Source organism: Bartonella sp. EBT8 (assembly GCF_055796165.1).
Genome location: NZ_JBTTDJ010000003.1, coordinates 135,964 through 155,577, shown reverse-complemented (window position 1 = coordinate 155,577; position 19,614 = coordinate 135,964). Strand labels below are relative to the sequence as shown.

Here is a 19,614-nt window from a genome sequence, read left to right as displayed (position 1 = left end):
GTTTTTTATTAATAATGAAGCAGATATGCTTTGCTCTGTTATTATTTGTTTCATCGGTATAAATCTTTTGTAGGATGCGCAGCATTGTAAAATTGTCGTATAATCTTTAAGTTTTTTAACGGCTTTCACGATACCACATGCTGTTCAACAGTAAAAGACAAGCAAGCAGTGCAAAGAGACCAGAAAAGATCGAAAAATAAAAACTATTGATTAAACGGGTCTCTGTTGCTTCTTTTAAAACAATTGAAGGGGCACGAGAAGATGGCAAGTTCTTTTGCGATTGAATCAGTTTAAATGGAGGAAGATGAATCCCTTGTTTTTCTGTGTCGTATAAACGGACAATGTGACCCCCAGTGTGTTTACTAATGGGAGCTAGTTTTTCTTTCGTTGAAATTAAGTCAAACAGTTCGAGAGTATCAAGCATCCCTACAGAGGAAAATGCTGTTAAATCACCATTTTTGATAGTAAAAATTCCTGTTTCATTGGTATTAAGAGTTGCTGTAAAAACACCTTCGCGCTCTTTTGTAAGGGTGATATTTTCTTCTTTTCCAGAAGGAAAAGTTATTTTTGCTGGTTCTGGATGATCTTTGAGTGTTTGGCGACGAATTGTTAAGTGATGATGGTTGCTGGTAGCACTTAACTTTTCTTCTTCAAGTTCTGGCTCTTTCATAAGCCAATGAGCAATTCGACGATAAAGAGCGGCATAGGGACCTCCACCTTCGAAACCTCTTGCCCAAAGCCAGCTTTCGTCGGAAAGAAGCATACCTACACGTCCTTTGCCAACATGGGAAAGAAGTAAAAGGGGTTGTTCATTAGCACCTTTCATGAGGGCCGTGCCTTTATATGTATTTTGAATAGCAATTTGTCGTAGCCATCTTCCCCATTGAGAGGTTGGAGAGGCAGATGTTGCAAGATCTCTTGTTACAGGATGACGTTCACCCTGTTTGGTTAATGTAGGGCGAAAAGGTTGTTGAAGGATAACACCAGTGGGTAATGCGGGGAGGACGCTGATTAAAGGTGTTTTTGCAAGCGAATTTTCTTTGGTAAATTCGGGTCCTGTTACTATCAGCAACGCACCGCCTTTTTGCACATACTGAGCGATATAATCATAATAGACTAATGGTAGAACAGAAGAATGTTGATAGCCATCAAGAATGACGAGATCAAAATTATCAATCTCTTCAACAAACAGCTTTCTTGTGGGGAAGACAACAAGGGATAATTGGCTTGATGGTGTATTATCTGCTTTGTTGGGGGGGCGCAAAATAGTAAAATGAACAAGATCTATATTAGAATCACCTTTGAGAAGATCACGCCATGTCCGTTCACCATTGTAAGGTGCACCTGAAATAAGAAGGACACGTAAATTTTCTCTAATACCTTCAATAACAGCTATAGCACGGTTATTTTCAAAGCTTAATTCGCCTTTGTGCGTATTGGTGGAAACTTGAATAATATTTTTTTCAGCATGAGGAAGGGGGATTTCAGTTTGAAAAATCATCCCTGGGGTTACAGAATAATGACCAACTCCTTGTCCGTTGACGCTTACAGTAATCTTTGCTTGCTTTGGTAGAGATTCTTGGCTGTGTCCTTGATCTTCTACCAAGATAGAAAGCATCTGTGGTTTGTTAATAAGAGCAAAACGAGGGGGAGAAATAATTTTGATTTGGCGGTCAAATTCATCTGATCTTCCTGTTATAAGAGCATTGATCGGTGCTTTTTGATGAAGCTCTGCCATGGAAGGGATGTCATGCACTTGTCCATCGGTGATAAAAATTGTCCCCGCATAACGAGAGGGGGGGATATCAGATGTCGCTTGTGTTAAAGCATGAAATAAATTTGTTGAGGGTGCATATTGATTATCCGCAAGTTTTCCAGCTTCAATAAAGCGTGGTTCAAATTGTGGATAATGCGCCAATGCATTGATTAATTGTACACGCGCTTCGTCACTATCCTTGGTACGTGTCCCAAATGTTTGGCTTTTGCTGCGATCAATGACAATTCCTACCGTACTTTTAAGAGGTTCACGCTGTTCTTTTATAATCATTGGATTAAGCAAAGCAAGGATGAGTGATGCCAATGCCATGAGGCGTAAGAAAGATCCTTTCCGCTGGGTAACAAGGCCAATAATGACAAAAAAAGCAGATATTCCTCCTAAGAAGAAAATCCAAGAGAGAGGCAAGAAAGGCTGAAAAGTAAAGGATGGTATCATTGCCTTCTTTCTCGTTTAAAGCGTTCTAAAAGTGCTGGAACATGAACTTGGTCAGCTTTATAGTTTCCTGTAAGTACATAGATAACTATATTTAATCCTGCGCGAAATGCCCAGAGTCGTTGCATCGGATCATTGGGAATAAGGGGGTATTTCCACATGCCTTTTTCATCTAGCGCCCAAGCACCAGCAAAGTTATTTCCAGTAATCAGGAGAGAACTTACATTATCACCGAAGAGAGGAGAATTTTTTTCTTTTTTATTGGTTGATGATGATTCAACCCACAAAGGTGATCCACGGTAGAGACCGGGAAAATCGGGCATGATATAAAAAGAACGCGCAATCACGTGATCCGTTGAAGCGGGTTCAATAGCTGGGATGTTTAAGTCTTTTAAGATGGTCCGTAATCTTTGTGTGGTAGGGGTGGTTTCTCCTTCAAGATTAAGGTTGGTATTTATCTGATCACGCGTGTCAAAGAGAATTGTGCCTCCGTGTTGCATAAAGCTATTTATTTTTTCAAGGCTCCTTGGTGTTGGTAAAGGACTGTTAGCGTCAATGGGCCAGTAAATCAGTGGATAGAAGGCGAGTTCATCTTTATCAAGATCAAGAGCGACCACGGAACTTGGTGAGAGCATTGTCCGTTCTGCGATAAATCGGCTGAGTGCTTCGAGGCCACTCTTACTGGTTGTATCAATTTCGGGGTTATGCGTTACAACGTAAGCAAGATGTGTTGCGCCCGCTGCTTGTATTATCGTTTCATTGTTATTTTCTGTTCCTTGTGCATGAACTCTTGAACTATAGAGAAAAAAAGCAATGAGACTTATTGTTAGGGATAAAAAAAGAAGAATATTGCGCCGTCGGTTCAGAGAAAAAGCGCTTCCCCTCCATAAAATTAGAAAAGTGTCAAAGGTGAATAATAGGACTGCTAATCCTAACAGTGGACCAATAAGGTGTTTTTCTTTTGTATCGTAAGATAAAGGGATTCCTTTTAAGGAGGATGGCAATGATGATTGTTTGATCAAATGTGATGAAGGCTTTAAGAGATTGAGTGCATAAAAGTTATTTTTTACACCGTAGAGCCCAGGTGGAGTAAGAGAAGAGGGTTGGGGTGGATTTTGGCTATCTAGAATCAGTGAAACAACAGAAGAGGGGGGCATTTGTAATTGTCCATCAGCGGTCATTGTTCGCCAAGGCTTTTGGATGGTTGTTTCTTCTTTTATATGCGTTGGGTTGGTGTTTTCATAGGTACTCAATGTGATCAATTTTTGCAACATTTGCGCAAAAAAACCAGAAAGAGGAAGATTTGACCATGTGGGGTCTGGAGCAATGTGAATAAAAATGAGTGTTCCTTTGCCACTTTCAGCCGCTGTAATAAGGGGGGTTCCATCAGAAAGACTAAGCCATGTTTTTTCAAAAAGATCTGGGCTTGGTTCTGCTAGAATTTGTCGTGAGATAATGACATCTTCTGGAAAAGGAAGATCAAAAAATAAGCTGTTTTTTGTAAAGGGCGCAAGTTTTTGTGGTTTCGTCCAAGACATAATACTACCAAGGGAACGTTTACCAGGACGAAGCGGTACCGGAAGGAGACGATCGTAGTGTTCTGCGGTACTCAGGTTTTCTCCTGCAAAGCGGATGAGTGTTCCTCCTTTATTGACAAAGTCAGATAGTTTTTTTTCAGCTTCTTGTGACATGTTTACAATGTCACCTATAATGAAAACAGAAGGATTTTGTTTGAGTAAGTGATCAAGATCAGAGGAAAGCTCTCTTCCATCGGCTGTTATAAGCTGTGTATGGTCTTGTAGTGCTTTGATGATATAGTAAAATGGAGAGAGCAGAGGTTGTACCATTTCATGCGTATTGGGTGAGAGAAGAGCAACACGGCTTATTCTATTATGGCTGCCTACTAGGAAGGTCGCAGCAGCGTGGGTTTGGTTGTTAAGTTTTATCCAAGCAATATCATTGCGGAGTTCAAGTGGTACATTAAAAGGAACAAATGCTGTTGTTTTCCCCTCAAGAAAATTTGCCGTAAAGCGATTGAGAAGTTGATTGTTTGCATCGTAAAGGTTTAATGTGATGGGAGTTTCGCCATGTGTTGTTGAACGGATAACACGCACGACCATATTGCCATTATTCTTTTCTATGGCTGTTATGCCGGTTAAATCGGAAATATCAGATAAGCACCATAGGAATGTTTTGGGTTTTAATTGTTCAATAAGAGTGAAAGTTTGATCATCCTCATCTGTTTGTAAGCCATCACTTAAGTAAGCAATATCAAGAGATTCCCCTTTGGTCATTTCAATAAGCTTTTTTAGGGCATGCATACGATTGACAGCCCATGGGCGGGGATGCAAATGCATTAAATGTTGTTTTATAACTTCCGCAGGAAGGGGTCCCATATTGACGGTATCATTTTCAGCTGTTGCAAGAAGATAGATATTTTTTTGCTGTTTTTCTGCTTGTGCAAGGAGGGTTTCAGCAAGAGAAATCCGTTTTTTCCAGTCTTTTATAGATGCCCATCCATTGTCGATAATGAGTGCAAGGGGTTGTGAGCCAGAAAGGATAATTGGTTTTGGATTCCAAATAGGGCGCGCGAAAGCGATAATAATTGATGCTGCTATGGTTAAGCGTAATAATAGCAACCACCAAGGTGTGTGGTTTGCGGTTTCCTGTTGATGCGTTGGTTTTGGAAGAAAACGCAAAGGAGGAAAGAGTTCTTTATGCGGAGAGGGAGGGGTTATGCGCAATAACCACCAAATGATTGGTAGAGATAAAAGTCCTAGTAAAAGCAGGGAAGCAGCAAAACTCAAGACAGCCTCCTAGAGTGAGAGGGAGAGTGCCCTATTTTGTTTGCAAGATGCAAAATGGTTTCTGTGAAAGATTGGGTTGTTGTACTCACGTGATAGGTCCATCCTTGGCGTGAGCAAAAGTTTTTTAATTCTTGTCGCCTTGCTTGGTAGAGTTGACAATAGTTTTCACGAAGATTTTCTGCTTTTCCAAAAAGATGCTTTTCTTTTGTTTCGGGATCAAAAAATTCTGTATGACCTTTGTAGGGAAAGGATTCTTCTGCGGGATCCGCAATTTCAATGAGATGAGCAGTGATCTGTTTTGTCGATAAAAGGGTTAAATCTTGAATGATTTTTTCAGGATGATCGAGAAAATCGCTTATTATGATGGCCTGTGAAAAACGCGTAATGGTCGAAAAATTTGGAAATGGATTTTCACTTTGATGGTTTGCCAAAGCTAGCGCTATGCGTTCGATACCATTGGTTGCCATTGTGGGGGGCATTAAAGTCGGGATAGCAATATGTTCGCCGCTGTGTGCAAGAAGTGATGCCAAGATTAGGGTAAGAATAAGTGCATAATCACCCTTAGAGATTTTAGAAAAACGTGAACAGTAATGCATCGATGGACTTTGATCAGGCCAAAGCCAAACTGTTTGTGTCACTTGCCATTCGTGTTCCCGTAGGTAGGTGTGTTCATCACGTGCGGAACGGCGCCAGTCAATGTGGGTGATGGATTCTCCCTCAATATAGGGACGAAATTGCCAAAAATTTTCCCCGCTCCCTCGTTTACGTTGTCCATGCCATCCAGTCATTACTGTATTGGCAATCTTACGTGCTTGTAAAAGAAGAAGGGGCATTTTCGCGGAATCTTCATGTAGCTTGGCAGTCAATGACAGTGGAGGCTTTGGAGAAACTTTTTTGCCAATCGCCATTTAGAGAACATCTTTCATGAGATTATTGAGAATATCTTTTACAGTTATATTTTCAGCATGTGCAGAAAAATTGAGGGCCATACGATGTTGTAAGACAGGATAAGCCAATGCTTCAACATCATCAAGGGAGGGAGCTAAACGTCCATAATAAAGGGCGCGGGCGCGGACACAAAGTGAAAGCGCTTGTGATGCACGTGGACCAGGTCCCCAAGCAACATAAGTTTTTGCAAGCGTGTTGTCTTGAGAAGGGCGGGCTAAACGAACAATTTTTAAAATGGCTTCTATAACATTTTCCGAGAGAGGCATTTTACGAACAAGTTCTTGAATTTTCTGTAGTTTTTTTGTTGATAAAATCGGTTTTGCCTTTTGTTTTTTTTCTCTTGTTGTTTCTAAAATGATCCGCCGTTCTGTCGTTAGATCAGGATAGTCAATATCAATTTGCATCAAAAAGCGATCTAGTTGTGCTTCAGGAAGGGGGTAAGTTCCTTCCTGTTCAAGAGGATTTTGGGTTGCAAGAACATGAAAAGGTTGTGGTAAATCGTAACGAGCACCAGCAACAGTGATATGATATTCTTGCATGGCTTGTAGGAGAGCTGATTGCGTTCGAGGAGAAGCACGATTGATTTCATCTGCCATGAGAAGTTGCGTAAAAATAGGGCCTTGAACGTAGCGGAAAGAGCGCTTGCCGCTTTTATCTGAATCCATAATTTCAGAACCGATAATGTCCGACGGCATTAAATCGGGGGTAAATTGAATGCGTTTTTCATCAAGTCCCAAGACTGTTCCCAAAGTTTCAACAAGACGTGTTTTAGCAAGTCCTGGAGCACCGACAAGAAGGGCATGTCCACCAGAAAAAATAGCTATCAAAGCATATTCAATCACATGATTTTGCCCAAAAATAACTTTGTCAATTTCTTGTTGTAGGACATTCAACTCTTTGTGTGTTGCATCAATATCATCAATGATCCCTTGGGCTTCATCATTAATATTAGCTTTTTTAAGAGAATTGGATGATGTATCGCGTTGACTCATATTTCTTCCTTAAGGCGTTTGTCGCAAAATCGATAATTTTCTCTGTATGATAATGAATATTTTATGATTTGTAGCAGAAAATGAAAAGAAAAGAAGTGTAATATGTTGTTTTTTAATATTTGCATACACAGAGTCCTCAATTTGAAACAAGAGTGTTATGTAAGGAGAAGTCTTGGAAAGTGTGTTCTCGTAAGACTATCTGTTTAAGGCAATGAGGGCAAATTTTGAAAGGTTAGCGGATTGAGTATAAGACAAAATTTCAAACACGTTACATGGTTGCAGCAGAGTGATATTCAAACACTTCTTCACGTTCTGTCTATGGGGGGGGAAGACGCGCGTATTGTGGGGGGGGCCGTGCGTAATCAGCTGTTAGGGCAGCCTATTAGTGATATTGATATTGCTACAACTTGTTTGCCGCAACAGGTTATCATGCGTGCGGAAGAAGCAGGATTTAAAGCTATTCCTACAGGACTTGCATTTGGTACAGTGACTGTGGTTTCTCCGTCATGTTCTTATGAGATAACAACGCTTCGCTCTGATCTTGAAACGGATGGTCGTCATGCAAAAGTAGCATTTGGTCGTGATTGGAAAAAAGATGCTGAACGGCGAGATTTTACAATGAATGCGCTTTATTGTGATGCCGATGGAAACCTTTATGATGATGTTGGAGGCTTGAGAGATATTGCCAGCCGGACAGTACGTTTTATCGGCATTGCAGAAAATCGTATCCGTGAAGATTATTTGCGTATTTTGCGGTTTTTTCGTTTTTTTGCTTGGTATGGAGCAGGACGACCTGATGTGCAGGGATTAAAAGCATGTGTTTGCTTAAAAGATGGTCTGCAAAAACTGTCTTCTGAGCGTATTTGGGGAGAAATGAAAAAACTTCTTGCTGCTTCAGATCCAACACGTGCTCTTTTATGGATGCGTCAAAGTGGAGTTTTGACACGCGTTTTTCCTGAAACAGAAAAATGGGGCATTGATGCAATCCACGCATTGGTGAAAACAGAACAGACTTTGGGTTGGAAAAGTGATCCATTGTTACGGCTGGAGAGTCTTCTTCCTCCTGATCCTATACGTCTTCATGAAATGGCACAGCGTTTGCGGCTCTCTAATAAGGAAGCAACGCGATTAAAGGAATGGGCAGAGCTAAAAATGATTAGCCAAAACTGTTCAGATGATTTTGTGCAAAAACTGATTTATTTTCATGGTCGTCAGCCGGTTTTAGATCAATTGTCCCTGTGCGTAGCAGCAGCACATGTTGCCATCCTACAAAAAGATGAGGCTTCGCAGAAAGCAGAAAGTTATATGAGGCTTTATCAGCTTGCTCAAAAATGGCAAATTCCTACTTTTCCTGTTAATGGTAAGGATTTGATGAAGAAAGGTTTGTCTAAAGGGATTTTGTTAGGAAAAAAGCTCAAAGAGCTAGAAAAGATATGGATTGAAAGTGGATTTTCAATGGATCGTGAAGCATTATTAGAAAGAATTAATTTATAATATAGAATGTTACAAAGAAGTTTTATTGCTTTCATAGGAGAGTTTTTTATAGCCTTTTGACTACTGATAGTGGCAATGGTGCGATGAAGGATTAAAAGCTCTCTTAAAAAAACTGTTTCTCATGTGTAGAGCTTTGCATTTTATCAAGATATTAAATTTCTTAATGGGATTTTTTGTCTTTTTTATAAAGTTTCTCTTTTTTCCTGATAACCAATTTGACGAAGCGCTTCTCCTGTTGTTATGGCTACGCTCATTGCGAGATTTAGGGAACGCGCATGGGGTTGCATGGGAATTTTTAATGCATAATCAACAGCTTCATGAACATAATCAGGAACGCCTGCCGATTCACGACCAAAAAGTAAAACATCATCTTTCTGATAGCATATTTGCGTATAACATGTTTGTGCTTTTGTGCTCAAAAGCAAAAGACGACGGTTAAAGTGTTTCATGGCACGTATGAAGTGGAGCCAATCAATGTGTCGCTCTAGCGAAGCATATTCGAGATAATCCAATCCTGCACGCTTAAGATTGCGATCTGACAGATTAAAGCCTGTTGGTTCAATAATATGGACATGTAAACCGAAACAGGCACTAAGACGCAAAATCGTTCCAGTATTCCCAGCAATATCAGGTTGAAAAAGAGCAATATGAAGTGTCATATGCTCTATAGTATGTTTTTTTCTCCGTATTTGTAAAGAAGCTCTTTTGCTTATCCAAAAAATCTCATTGAGATACATAGAATTTTTGCATTTTACTACCATTAATTCTGTATTTTAGAAAGGAGCTACACTCTCGAGTTTATTATGGATATATACAGCATGGAATTAGGGAAAAAGGATATTACCTGATGCTTTTTAATACGGATGTGAATTATTATAAGAACATGTTTGATTCAAAGGGTGCTCCTTTATTCGCGAAGTTTTATTGTCTATGATAGAGGCGTATCGGTGTGAGCGCTTTATTGGTAATAACAATAGCATGTGAGAGTATGGTAGTTAAAAAATGGAAATTTATCATTTTTTATCCGTATGAATACAGTCAAAATTCTATGACTTCGATGAAGTTATAAAAAAATTGAATGCACAATTTAAGTCTTTTTTATAGAGGTTGGTTCTTAAAAAGCTTCTTTATAAATCTTTTTTTCTCAATAAAGGCTTCAGTATTTGGTGAATTGTTGGTTGGAATATTACTTTAATTTAAAAAATTCTTAGTCTTCATGATAAGTGTTATAGCAAGAGCAGAGAATATCTCTGGAGAGACAGCTTTATAGTTAAGGGTCTTGAGAGTGAATGGGTAAGGATAGCACTTTTTCCTAGAATAGGGACCAAGAGTTTTTTGGAAAGACAAATAAATTCCATAGATGATCAAAAGTTTTTTTGAAGTATTTTTATGGTTTAGGAAACTAAATAATCAGAGATTGTACAATGGGGGAGGGTATGATACAAAAGTCTTTTGGGCCATAGACACCTTGTAGTTAAGGTCATGAGTGAGCAAACAAGGCGCGATTTTCTATTTTTGCTAACAGCCGTTACAGGGGCTGTAGGGGTTGGTGCTGTTGCTTGGCCTTTTATTCGTCAATTGCGCCCAGATGAGGCTGTTTTGGCATCTTCCTCTGTGGAAGTGGATCTTTCCGGAATTGAAGAAGGCATGTCGGTGACAGTTAAGTGGCGTGGGCAGCCTGTCGTTATTCGTAACCGCACCACAAAAGAAATCGCTGAAGCTCGTGCTACCAAACTCAATCTTCTTAGAGATCGTCAGGCACGCAATCCTAATCTTGAAGGTGAAAAAGATGCAACAGATTTTGCCCGTTCGGCTGGTGAGGGGCGTGAAAATTGGCTTATTATCATTAATCTTTGTACGCATCTTGGTTGTGTAACACTTGGACAATCAGGTAAATTTGGGGGGTGGTTGTGTCCATGTCATGGATCTGTTTATGATACAGCTGGAAGAGTCCGTTCAGGACCCGCTAACTATAATTTAGCTATACCACCTTATCGTTTTCTTTCTGATACCTTGCTGAAAATAGGGTGAAGTGATGTCAAAATTTCCTCCTTATATGCCTCGAAGTGCTCTTGCCCGATGGTTTGATAAGCGTTTGCCTCTTGCCCGTTTTTTTTATAATGCATTTATTATTTTTCCTGTTCCACGTAATCTTAATTACTTTTATACATTTGGCGGTATTTTGACCGTTATGCTTTTATCACAGCTTTTGACAGGCATTGTTTTGGCATTGCATTATGTGCCAGATGTTCATTTGGCTTTTGAAACTGGTGAACGATTTAGACGTGAGGGACAGTTTGGTTGGCTTTTTCGTCTATGGCATTGTGTAGGATCTTCCTTCTTTTTTATTGCTGTTTATATTCATTTAGCGCGCGGACTTTATTATGGTTCTTATAAAAATATGCGAGAAGTGGTGTGGGTTACAGGGGTTTTTATCTATATAATTATGATGGCAATAGCATTTTTTGGTTATGTGCTTGTTTGGGGAATGATGTCTTTTTCAGCAGCTTCAGTGGTGGCAGGTCTTTTAAAAGCTATCCCTTTGGTGGGAACGTGGTTACATGAGACACTTCTTGGTGGTTATAGCGTAGGACAACCGACCTTGAATCGTTTTTATGTTTTTCATTATGTTTTGTCATTTGTTTTACTTGTTTTGGTGGGGCTTCATATTTGGGCACTTCACCAAGTCGGACAGGGGAATCCAACCGGCCTTGCAATACAATCAGAGAAGGAAATTGTTCCTTTTTCGCCCTATGCGCTTCTCAAGGATATCTTTGCTCTTCTTGTTTTTTTGATCTTTTTTTCTTGGTTTTTATTTTATATGCCTGATTATATGGGGCAGGCTGAAAATTATAGCATAGCTAATCCTTTAAAAGCTCCTCTTCGTGTTGTACCAGAGTGGTATTTTTTGCCTTTTTACGCAATGCTGCGTGCTATAACTTTTAATATTGGTGTTCTTCCATCAACTTTTGTGGGCGTTATTCTCTTAGCTGGTTCGATTTTTGTTTTGATTCTTGTTCCATGGTTAGATCGCTCTAAAATATGCTCCGCAAGATATAGACCTGTTTATAAGATTTTCTTTTGGACCTTTATTATTGATGTTCTTTTTCTTGGGTGGTTGGGGTCAAGAGAAATAAGTGAGAGCACTCTTTTATGGACGCAAGTGGCTACAGCCTATTATTTTATATTCTTTTTGATTGTTTTGCCGGTTTTACCGACTTTTGAAAAGGGGCTCTCTGTTCCTTCTTCAATTACTGAAGATATGAAACAGAAAAAAAAGAAACTATGGTGAAGGCTTTTATTGGATTGATCGTTATAGCGGTCATTAGCTTTTCTTTTCAGAGTGTTGCGGGTAATGTCTCTGATAAAGAGGAAGAGTTTGTTGCTTTTCCATTACGGGCTCCTAAGAAACAAGAATGGAGTTTTTCAGGACCCTTCGGGGTTTATGATAAGGCGCAATTGCGGCGTGGTTTAAAGGTTTATAAACAGATTTGTTCCAGTTGCCATGGTCTAAAATATGTAGCTTTTCATGATTTAAAGGCGTTAGGCTATGATGAAGAACAGATTAAGAATTTTGCCAAGCAATATGAAGTAAGAGATGGCCCTAATCGGGAAGGAAAATTTTTTAAACGTGTGGGTGTTACAACAGACACTTTCCCTTCTCCCTTTGCTAATGAAGAAGAAGCAAGATTTATTCTTAATGGTGCTTATCCTCCAGATCTCTCGTTGATGGCACGGGCCCGTGCCATATCTTTGCCATTTCCTGCTGTTATTTCTGATGTGTTAACGCATTATAATACGGCGGGTCCAGATTATATTACAGCTCTTTTAACGGGATATCAGAAGGCACCAGAAAGTATAAAAATAGCTGATGGGTATTGGTATAACCCTTATTTTATTGCAAGTGATACTTTAACGATGGCGCCTCCATTGCATGATGGTCTTGTTTCCTATGAGGATGGGGCAGAAGAAACAGTTGAACAATATGCGCGCGATGTTTCTGCTTTTTTGATGTGGGCGGCAGATCCTCACATGGAAATTCGTAAAAAAACTGGTTTTCGTGTTATCTTATTTTTAATCGTTTTGGGAGGACTTGTTTATATTTTAAAAGTCCGTGTCTGGCATGGTTTAGAAGAAAAATTGGAAGAGGAAGATGAGAGACTGAAAAGGAGAGAAGGATAAGGTGCTGGTCTTTAAGGAGTATGGAACAAATCTGAATATGATGCATTGAGTTTTGTAAATTAAAAGAAAAGTAAAAACGGAGATGTTAAAATGAAGAAAATTGCATATACTACTCTTATATCAGTTTTGATGGCTTCTAGTCCTTATGCTCAGCCTCTCACAATTCCTCAACCTGAAATGATTTCTTCGACAGGGACTATACAGGTGGGTTCGGATATGTCTGCGCGTTATGTGACACCTTTAGCAACAGATTTCGTTGCTTCAAGCCTTATTGGTGCGAATGTATACAATATAGACGATGAAAATATTGGTGAAGTAAAAGATATCATTTTGCGTGAAAATAACATTGCGGGGTTTGTTATTGCTGTTGGTGGTTTCCTTGGTATAGGGGAAAGTTATGTGGTTGTTTCTCCAGAAACAATTCAGATGATAAATGATTATGGCAAATGGAAGCTCATTACCAATGCAACAAAGGATTCTTTAAAGCAAGCTCCAGCATTTAAATATGAAGGACGTTGGGCACGTTAATTTCGTGTTTTCATTTTCCATAAAGAGAGCAGTGTTATTATATCATGTGATGTCACTGCTTTTTTATGCGAATTCTTCAAGACAAAACCTTAAGATAAAGGGGATTTTAAGTATTATGTTTAAAGAGGATAATGTCACCGTCTTGCACAATGTATTCTTTTCCTTCATCGCGGGCTTTGCCTGCTTCTTTTGCACCGTTTTCTCCACTGAAAGCGATATAATCTTCGTAGCTGATCGTTTGAGCACGAATAAAGCCACGTTCAAAATCTGAATGAATAACACCAGCAGCTTGAGGGGCCTTCGTGCCACGCGTAATTGTCCATGCTCGTGTTTCCTTAGGTCCACAGGTAAAGTAAGTAATGAGATCGAGCAAAGAGTAACCAGTGCGTATAAGGCGATTTAAACTTGGTTCAAAGAGTTCTAAGGCATTAAGATATTCTGAAGCTTCTGCATCATTGAGTTGGGTGATTTCTGCTTCTATCGAAGCAGAAATGATAATGCTTTGAGCATTTTGTTCTGTTGCCATTTTTTCAACGGTTTTTGTAAAATTATTTCCGTGAGCGGCGTCATTTTCGCTCACATTGCACACATAAAGTACCGGTTTGGAAGTTAAAAGGTTTAAATTATCAAGGATACGGCGTTCATCGGAAGAGATATCTTTGAGTAATAATCGGACAGGGCTTCCTTTTTGAAGTAAATTTAAGGCTGCTTCCATGACGGGAAGAATTATTAGGGCTTCTTTATCTTTTCCGGCTGCACGTTTACGGATTTGTACGATTCGTCGCTCAAGGCTTTCAAGATCTGCAAGCATGAGCTCTGTTTCAACGGTTGTAGCATCCGAAACAGGATCAATCCGGCCTTCTACATGAGTAATATCGTCATCTTGAAAACAGCGTAAAACGTGAATAATGGCATCGACTTCTCGGATATTGGCTAAAAATTTATTGCCTAAACCTTCACCTTTTGAAGCGCCACGTACGAGTCCAGCAATATCAACAAAACTGATGCGTGTGGGAATGATTTCTTTTGATCCAGCGATCGATGCAATTTTTTCCATTCGTAAATCTGGAACAGCAACCTCACCAGTATTCGGTTCAATTGTACAAAAGGGATAATTGGCAGCTTGCGCTGTCGCTGTTTTTGTTAATGCATTAAAAAGGGTCGATTTACCAACATTAGGTAATCCCACAATACCGCACTTAAAACCCATGAGTAGTCTTCTTTTCTATTGATTGTATGGTTAAAACGAAGTGTCTTTGATATTTTTATAGCATATCTTGAGAAGAGTTATAGTCTCTTGTTGTTGTAGATAAGAAAAAAGTCTATGTTAGAGAATGATTTGTTTTTTCTACATCTTTAAAAGTTCTTTCTCTTAATGATTTAAGAGATTTTCAAATTAACGTTAACAATACGCTAAGTTTTTCATAGTATGCAAGTCTGCATGAAGAATTAATTGGAGAGAATATAAGAGTGTTATCTCGTCGTGCTTTTTTATTTGCAGTACCTTTGGCTTTGGCTGGATGTGCTACGCGTCATTCGGATATGTCAGTTGTTCCATCTCAACAAGTTATGCACATTCCAGCAGAAATGCAGGCTTTGTATGGGCCTGTAACAAATGAACCTTACTTCTTGCCGACTATTGATCTTTCGACAATTGATCCAAAATTTTGGCGCCAAAAAGTGGTGTATTATACATCTTATCCACCGGGAACATTGGTTATAGATACGCAGGAGTGCTTTCTTTATCTTATTGGTGAAAATGGACAAGCTTTGCGTTACGGTATTGGGGTGGGAAAGGAAGGTTTGGCATTTGAAGGAGAAGGGGTTGTACAGCGTAAGCGCCGGTGGCCAAATTGGGCTCCTACGGCGGCAATGATGGCGCGAGAACCAGAACGTTATGGTCATTTGGGACAAGGAATGCCACCAGGACCCGATAATCCATTGGGTGCGCGAGCACTTTATCTTTTCAAAAATGGGCAGGATACACTCTTCCGTATTCATGGTTCACACGAGTCGTGGTCTATTGGTCGTGCTATTTCAAGCGGATGTATTCGTTTGCTTAATCAAGATATTATTGATCTTTATGATCGTGTTCCCGTTGGCGCGCGTGTGGTGGTCTTGCAAAATAGTGAGCGGGCATCTAGAACTTTAAGTCAACAATCAAAAGTGTCTGATCCGCTCCTGTCTACTATTAATCCAGATGGATTCTTTTAATTTTAGGGATGATGATTTTGGTTCGTATTTTTTGATAATTTTCGCTTTGTTTCTCAATGACTTTCCTCTCAAAAAAGAGAACATTCTGTGCAAGAATTGCATAATGTGTGATTTCTTTCGTACCCTAGAAAAGTGAGTGGTTATAGGAGGTTATCACTTTTTATTGCTTGGGCGATTTTGCTCATAAAGAGACATTCGTCACCCTTGATGAGGAGCGTGATGTTTTTTGCAATCGCTTGTAAAAGAGGGGGGAGCCATTCTTGGTCGGATTTTGTAAAATTTCCCAAAACATGTTGATGAACAAGTTCTTTGGAATTGGGGCGTCCAATCCCTAAACGTATACGGTAATAATCAGTACCACAATGGGCATCAATGGATTTTATACCGTTATGTCCGTTATTTCCTCCACCGATTTTTACACGTACTTTCCCTGGTGGTAAGTCTAGCTCGTCATAAATGATAATCAAATTTCTTAAATCTAATTTATAAAATCGCAAGGCTTCACCAATGGCTTGGCCAGAAAGATTCATGAAAGTTTGCGGCTTTATAAGAAGAGTTTTTTCATTATTTATGAGACCATTGGAGATTTCGGCTTGAAATTTTTTCGACCATGGAGAAAAAGAAAAAGCTTGGTAAATGGCATCAATAGCCATAAAACCAATATTATGGCGGTTATTTTGGTATTGTGAACCAGGATTGCCAAGACCAGCAATAAGCCACATGTGCGCCTTCAGTAAAGTATGAGGGGGTTAAAAATTTTAAATAAGGGAAGGCGGGAATCCTCCCGCCTGCTAGAATTTATCAAGCTTTTTCGTTGTTTTCGTCATTCTCTTGTTCAGAAGTTTCATGACTGATATCCATACCAGCAGGAGCTGCGATGGTTGCAATGGTAAAGTCTCGATCTTGAATAACTGGGGTTACCCCTTCTGGTAATTGCACTGCTGAAATATGGATAGAATCACCAATAGAGTAGCTGGCAAGATCAATCTCAATCGCTTCAGGAATAGCATTGGCTGGAGCAGTACATTCAATTTCGTGGCGAACAATATTGAGGACGCCTCCCTTTTTAAGTCCGGGTGCTGTCTCTTCATTGAGGAAGTGGACAGGAATATTGACTTCAACAACTGATTTCGCTGAAATACGTAAGAAATCCACATGTAAGGGAAAGTCGCGCACTGGATCTAATTGATAATCTTTTGGTAACACCAAAATTTTTTGTTTGCCAATGACAAGAGTTGCAGTGGTGGTACGAAAGCCACCAGCGTGAATTTTGTAAAAAATTTCTTTATAGGGAACTGTAATTGCCAAAGGTGGTTGTTTTTCACCATAAATCACAGCAGGAATAAGACCGTTACGGCGAAGTTCACGGGAGGACCCCTTACCAACCCGCTCGCGTATTTCGGCCTTAAGAGTGTAGCTTTTGCTCATAATTTAAGTCCTTTTATATAATTGGAGATTCATCAAAAACTAACAACAGCTTTTGCATGAATATGAAGATATACGCTGCCAAGCAGCGATTGCTCCATTCTGCGTTGCCTCCAAGGGTGTCTACGCAGAAGGTTGTTCTATAATTCAAACCATTCACAGATGCAAGAGTTGTGGGAAAAATCGATGATTTCTATCGTTGAGAAAAAGGAAATGCTACAAGCATGGTGTAGATGGAGAATAAAGATGAGCCGATATATTCAAAATCAAAGACGGAGATGTTATGAAAGTTGATATCGCCTTGGGTGAAATGACAGAAGGTCGTGCTTTGCGTCAATCGGTGCCTGCATTCGTCGATTTGGAAGAGTTATTGGCAACGCGTCTTCTTGTACAAGGCAATTCAGGTTCAGGAAAATCACATCTTCTCCGTCGTCTTCTTGAACAAAGTGCTTCATGGGTGCAACATTGTGTGATTGATCCAGAGGGTGACTTTGTAACTTTAGCGGATAAATTTGATCATGTTGTTGTTGAGGCTCAACGTAGCGAATTAGAATTGACACGTATTGCCCATCGAATTCGTCAACATCGGGTTTCGGTGGTGTTTAACCTTGAAGGTCTGGATACTGAGCAACAGATGCGCGCTGTAGGTGCCTTTCTTGGGGCATTATTTGATGTAGAACGTGATTATTGGTATCCTATGCTCGTTGTGGTCGATGAAGCACAGTTGTTTGCTCCAACGGCGGCAGGAGAGGTTTCCGATGAAGCACGGAAGATTTCGCTTAGTGCTATGACCAATCTTATGTGTCGAGGGCGAAAACGTGGTCTTGCCGGTGTCATTGCTACACAGCGTTTGGCTAAACTTGCTAAGAATGTAGCTGCTGAAGCATCAAATTTTTTAATAGGGCGGACTTTTTTAGATATTGATATGGTGCGTGCTGCTGATCTTTTAGGGATGGAACGTCGTCAGGCGGAAATGTTTAGAGATCTTGAACGGGGGCATTTTATCGCTTTAGGTCCTGCTTTGTCACGACGTCCCTTACCAATTATCATTGGTCCTGTCGAAACATTGGCACGTTCTGCTAGCCCTAAATTAATGCCCCTCCCAACAGAGCGGGCTGATGTAAAAGAACTCGTTTTTACTGCTTCTCCAGAGGAAATTTTAATTCCCTTTAAACAATCACGAGAACCGGTGAGAGAAAAGTCAGTTCATGAGATGCTAGAAGAGGCTATGCATAAGAAACAAGAAGTGTTGGAAGAAGAACCAAGCTTGTTTCCTGAATTGTCTACTGTTGATCGTGATATTCAAACAGAACGTGTTATTCGGGAAATTCTTGATGATCCTGAAGCTTTTTATCGTTCAACAGCTGTGCTCTATCAAGATTTCTTGGTTCGTTGTCGTATTCATGGTCTCTCAGGCGATTTTTTAAATCTTTCACAATTTCGGCGTAAGTTGGCTGTGGCTCAGGCTTGTGTTGATGAAGAAATCGCGGAAAGTGAAGATTGGAAACACATTTTGCATCTATCAGAAAGTTTAGAAGATGATGTTCAGGGGGTTTTTTTAAATGTAGCACAGGCCGCTTTAGGTGGAAAGCCATGCCCATCAGATGTATTTTTAGCACGTCTTTATGGGACTCATTCTTTAAGTCGTGCGCGTCGACTTTTAACCTACTTTGAAGAGCGCGGGCTGGTTGTTGTTCATACACATTTTAACGGTCAACGCGTCATAGCTTTTCCTAATCTTGGTGTAGAAACAGCCCCAGGAGACCCCAAAGGAGAAGCTTAACCGAATAAGCTTGAGACAGATTGTTCTGCTGCTGTTCTAGCAATGGCTTCTCCAATCAAATCAGCTATAGGGAGAACACGAATATTATGTGCTTTTTCAATTGCTTGTGTTGGCATAATTGAATCGGTAATAACCAATTCCTTCATTTCTGAGTTGGTAATGCGTTCAATAGCATTGCCAGAAAGAACACCGTGGGTGATGTAAGCGGTAACACTATTGGCACCATGTGTAAGGAGAGTACTTGCTGCATTGCAGAGCGTTCCACCTGAATCAACAATATCATCGAGCAAAAGACAATCTTTTCCTGATACATCTCCAATGATATTCATAACCTCTGATTCACCAGGACGTTCACGACGTTTATCAACAATAGCCAGCAAACTATTTAAACGCTTGGCGAGCGAACGTGCACGGACGACTCCACCAACATCAGGTGAAACAACAATAACATTTTCAAGGGAATAGTGCATTTTGACATCCCGAGAAATAACCGGAACGGCATAGAGATTGTCTGCCGGAATATCAAAAAAACCTTGGATTTGTCCCGCATGAAGATCTAATGTTAAAACGCGGTGTGCACCTGCTTCAGTAATCAGGTTGGCAACAAGTTTTGCGGAAATGGGAGTACGTGGTCCAGGTTTACGGTCTTGGCGGGCGTAACCAAAATAGGGGATAACAGCGGTGATACGACGGGCCGAAGAACGGCGAAGCGCATCAATCATGATGAGCAATTCCATCAAGTGATCGTTGGCAGGATAGGATGTGGATTGTAAAACAAATACATCTTGTCCGCGTACATTTTCGTGTAATTCTACGAAAATTTCTTGATCGGCAAAGCGTTTCACAGTTGCCTTGCCTAAGGGAATATTTAAATAATTTGTAACATCTTCAGCAAGGCGTGGGTTAGAATTGCCGCAGAAAAGTTTCATAATAGAACCTCTGAGTGATAACGGTAGAGACGGTTTTTAACTTCTTGTTACCAGATTGCAAGGAAACAATTACAACAGCATTACAATTTTATCTATCATTGTT

16 protein-coding genes are annotated in these 19,614 nt (G+C 40.0%); 7 read left to right on the top strand and 9 right to left on the bottom strand.

Going from position 1 to position 19,614, the window contains the following annotated elements; all coding sequences use genetic code 11:
• Positions 1-115: 115 nt before the first annotated feature.
• Genes AC0QT4_RS03545 through AC0QT4_RS03530 form a run of 4 tightly spaced genes read right to left on the bottom strand, consistent with a single transcriptional unit; the run spans position 116 to position 6,956 of the window.
• The gene (locus AC0QT4_RS03545; protein WP_473200346.1) at positions 116-2,212 is read right to left on the bottom strand and encodes a hypothetical protein; all 2,097 of its coding nucleotides are present in this window, start codon (positions 2,210-2,212) and stop codon (positions 116-118) included.
• Entirely contained in the window at positions 2,209-5,016 is a 2,808-nt protein-coding gene (locus tag AC0QT4_RS03540; RefSeq protein WP_473200345.1) for a DUF4159 domain-containing protein, read from the bottom strand. The genes AC0QT4_RS03545 and AC0QT4_RS03540 overlap by 4 nt, the downstream gene beginning before the upstream one ends.
• Positions 5,013-5,924: a DUF58 domain-containing protein gene (locus AC0QT4_RS03535; RefSeq protein ID WP_473200344.1), complete on the bottom strand. Its 912-nt coding sequence runs from the start codon at positions 5,922-5,924 to the stop codon at positions 5,013-5,015. Before AC0QT4_RS03535 ends, AC0QT4_RS03540 begins: the two co-directional genes overlap by 4 nt.
• Entirely contained in the window at positions 5,925-6,956 is a 1,032-nt protein-coding gene (locus tag AC0QT4_RS03530) for an AAA family ATPase (protein ID WP_473200343.1), read from the bottom strand.
• A gap of 240 nt (positions 6,957-7,196) precedes the next feature.
• Between AC0QT4_RS03530 and AC0QT4_RS03525 the strand changes: the two genes are divergently transcribed.
• Positions 7,197-8,450: a CCA tRNA nucleotidyltransferase gene (locus AC0QT4_RS03525; RefSeq protein WP_473200342.1), complete on the top strand. Its 1,254-nt coding sequence runs from the start codon at positions 7,197-7,199 to the stop codon at positions 8,448-8,450.
• 182 nt (positions 8,451-8,632) lie between these two features.
• Here AC0QT4_RS03525 and AC0QT4_RS03520 read toward each other — a convergent pair whose 3' ends face one another.
• Positions 8,633-9,109 (bottom strand): tRNA (cytidine(34)-2'-O)-methyltransferase, encoded by a 477-nt coding sequence (locus tag AC0QT4_RS03520; RefSeq protein ID WP_473200341.1) that lies wholly within the window; start codon positions 9,107-9,109, stop codon positions 8,633-8,635.
• Between the two features lie 823 nt (positions 9,110-9,932).
• On the opposite strand from AC0QT4_RS03520, the gene petA reads away from it, so the two are divergent.
• The 4 genes from petA (at position 9,933) to AC0QT4_RS03500 (ending at position 13,160) form a co-directional block, all read left to right on the top strand.
• Positions 9,933-10,481 (top strand): ubiquinol-cytochrome c reductase iron-sulfur subunit, encoded by a 549-nt coding sequence (gene petA, locus AC0QT4_RS03515; protein ID WP_473200340.1) that lies wholly within the window; start codon positions 9,933-9,935, stop codon positions 10,479-10,481.
• A 4-nt stretch (positions 10,482-10,485) separates the two neighbouring features.
• Positions 10,486-11,742 carry a cytochrome b gene (locus AC0QT4_RS03510; RefSeq protein ID WP_473200339.1) on the top strand — a complete coding sequence of 419 codons (1,257 nt, stop codon included), beginning with the start codon at positions 10,486-10,488 and terminating at the stop codon, positions 11,740-11,742.
• Positions 11,736-12,632 (top strand): cytochrome c1, encoded by an 897-nt coding sequence (locus AC0QT4_RS03505; RefSeq protein WP_473200338.1) that lies wholly within the window; start codon positions 11,736-11,738, stop codon positions 12,630-12,632. Before AC0QT4_RS03510 ends, AC0QT4_RS03505 begins: the two co-directional genes overlap by 7 nt.
• Before the next feature lie 90 nt (positions 12,633-12,722).
• Complete coding sequence (locus AC0QT4_RS03500) at positions 12,723-13,160, top strand: PRC-barrel domain-containing protein (protein ID WP_473200337.1); 438 nt, start codon at positions 12,723-12,725, stop codon at positions 13,158-13,160.
• Between the two features lie 106 nt (positions 13,161-13,266).
• On the opposite strand, the gene ychF is transcribed toward AC0QT4_RS03500, so the two are convergent.
• Positions 13,267-14,370, bottom strand: coding sequence for a redox-regulated ATPase YchF (gene ychF, locus AC0QT4_RS03495; RefSeq protein WP_473200336.1), 1,104 nt, complete (start codon positions 14,368-14,370; stop codon positions 13,267-13,269).
• Between the two features lie 260 nt (positions 14,371-14,630).
• Here ychF and AC0QT4_RS03490 point away from each other — a divergent pair, with 260 nt between their 5' ends.
• The gene (locus AC0QT4_RS03490) at positions 14,631-15,374 is read left to right on the top strand and encodes a L,D-transpeptidase (protein WP_473200335.1); all 744 of its coding nucleotides are present in this window, start codon (positions 14,631-14,633) and stop codon (positions 15,372-15,374) included.
• 140 nt (positions 15,375-15,514) lie between these two features.
• Here AC0QT4_RS03490 and pth read toward each other — a convergent pair whose 3' ends face one another.
• The gene (pth, locus tag AC0QT4_RS03485; RefSeq protein WP_473200334.1) at positions 15,515-16,096 is read right to left on the bottom strand and encodes an aminoacyl-tRNA hydrolase; all 582 of its coding nucleotides are present in this window, start codon (positions 16,094-16,096) and stop codon (positions 15,515-15,517) included.
• 79 nt (positions 16,097-16,175) lie between these two features.
• On the bottom strand, positions 16,176-16,802 hold the full coding sequence (locus AC0QT4_RS03480; RefSeq protein ID WP_473200333.1) for a 50S ribosomal protein L25/general stress protein Ctc: 627 nt from the start codon (positions 16,800-16,802) through the stop codon (positions 16,176-16,178).
• Positions 16,803-17,082: 280 nt separating this feature from the next.
• Here AC0QT4_RS03480 and AC0QT4_RS03475 point away from each other — a divergent pair, with 280 nt between their 5' ends.
• Positions 17,083-18,582, top strand: coding sequence for an ATP-binding protein (locus AC0QT4_RS03475; protein WP_473200332.1), 1,500 nt, complete (start codon positions 17,083-17,085; stop codon positions 18,580-18,582).
• Here the strand turns inward: AC0QT4_RS03475 and AC0QT4_RS03470 are convergent.
• Complete coding sequence (locus tag AC0QT4_RS03470) at positions 18,579-19,511, bottom strand: ribose-phosphate pyrophosphokinase (RefSeq protein WP_473200331.1); 933 nt, start codon at positions 19,509-19,511, stop codon at positions 18,579-18,581. The two genes, AC0QT4_RS03475 and AC0QT4_RS03470, sit on opposite strands and share 4 nt — an antisense overlap.
• Between the last annotated feature and the right edge of the window lie 103 nt (positions 19,512-19,614).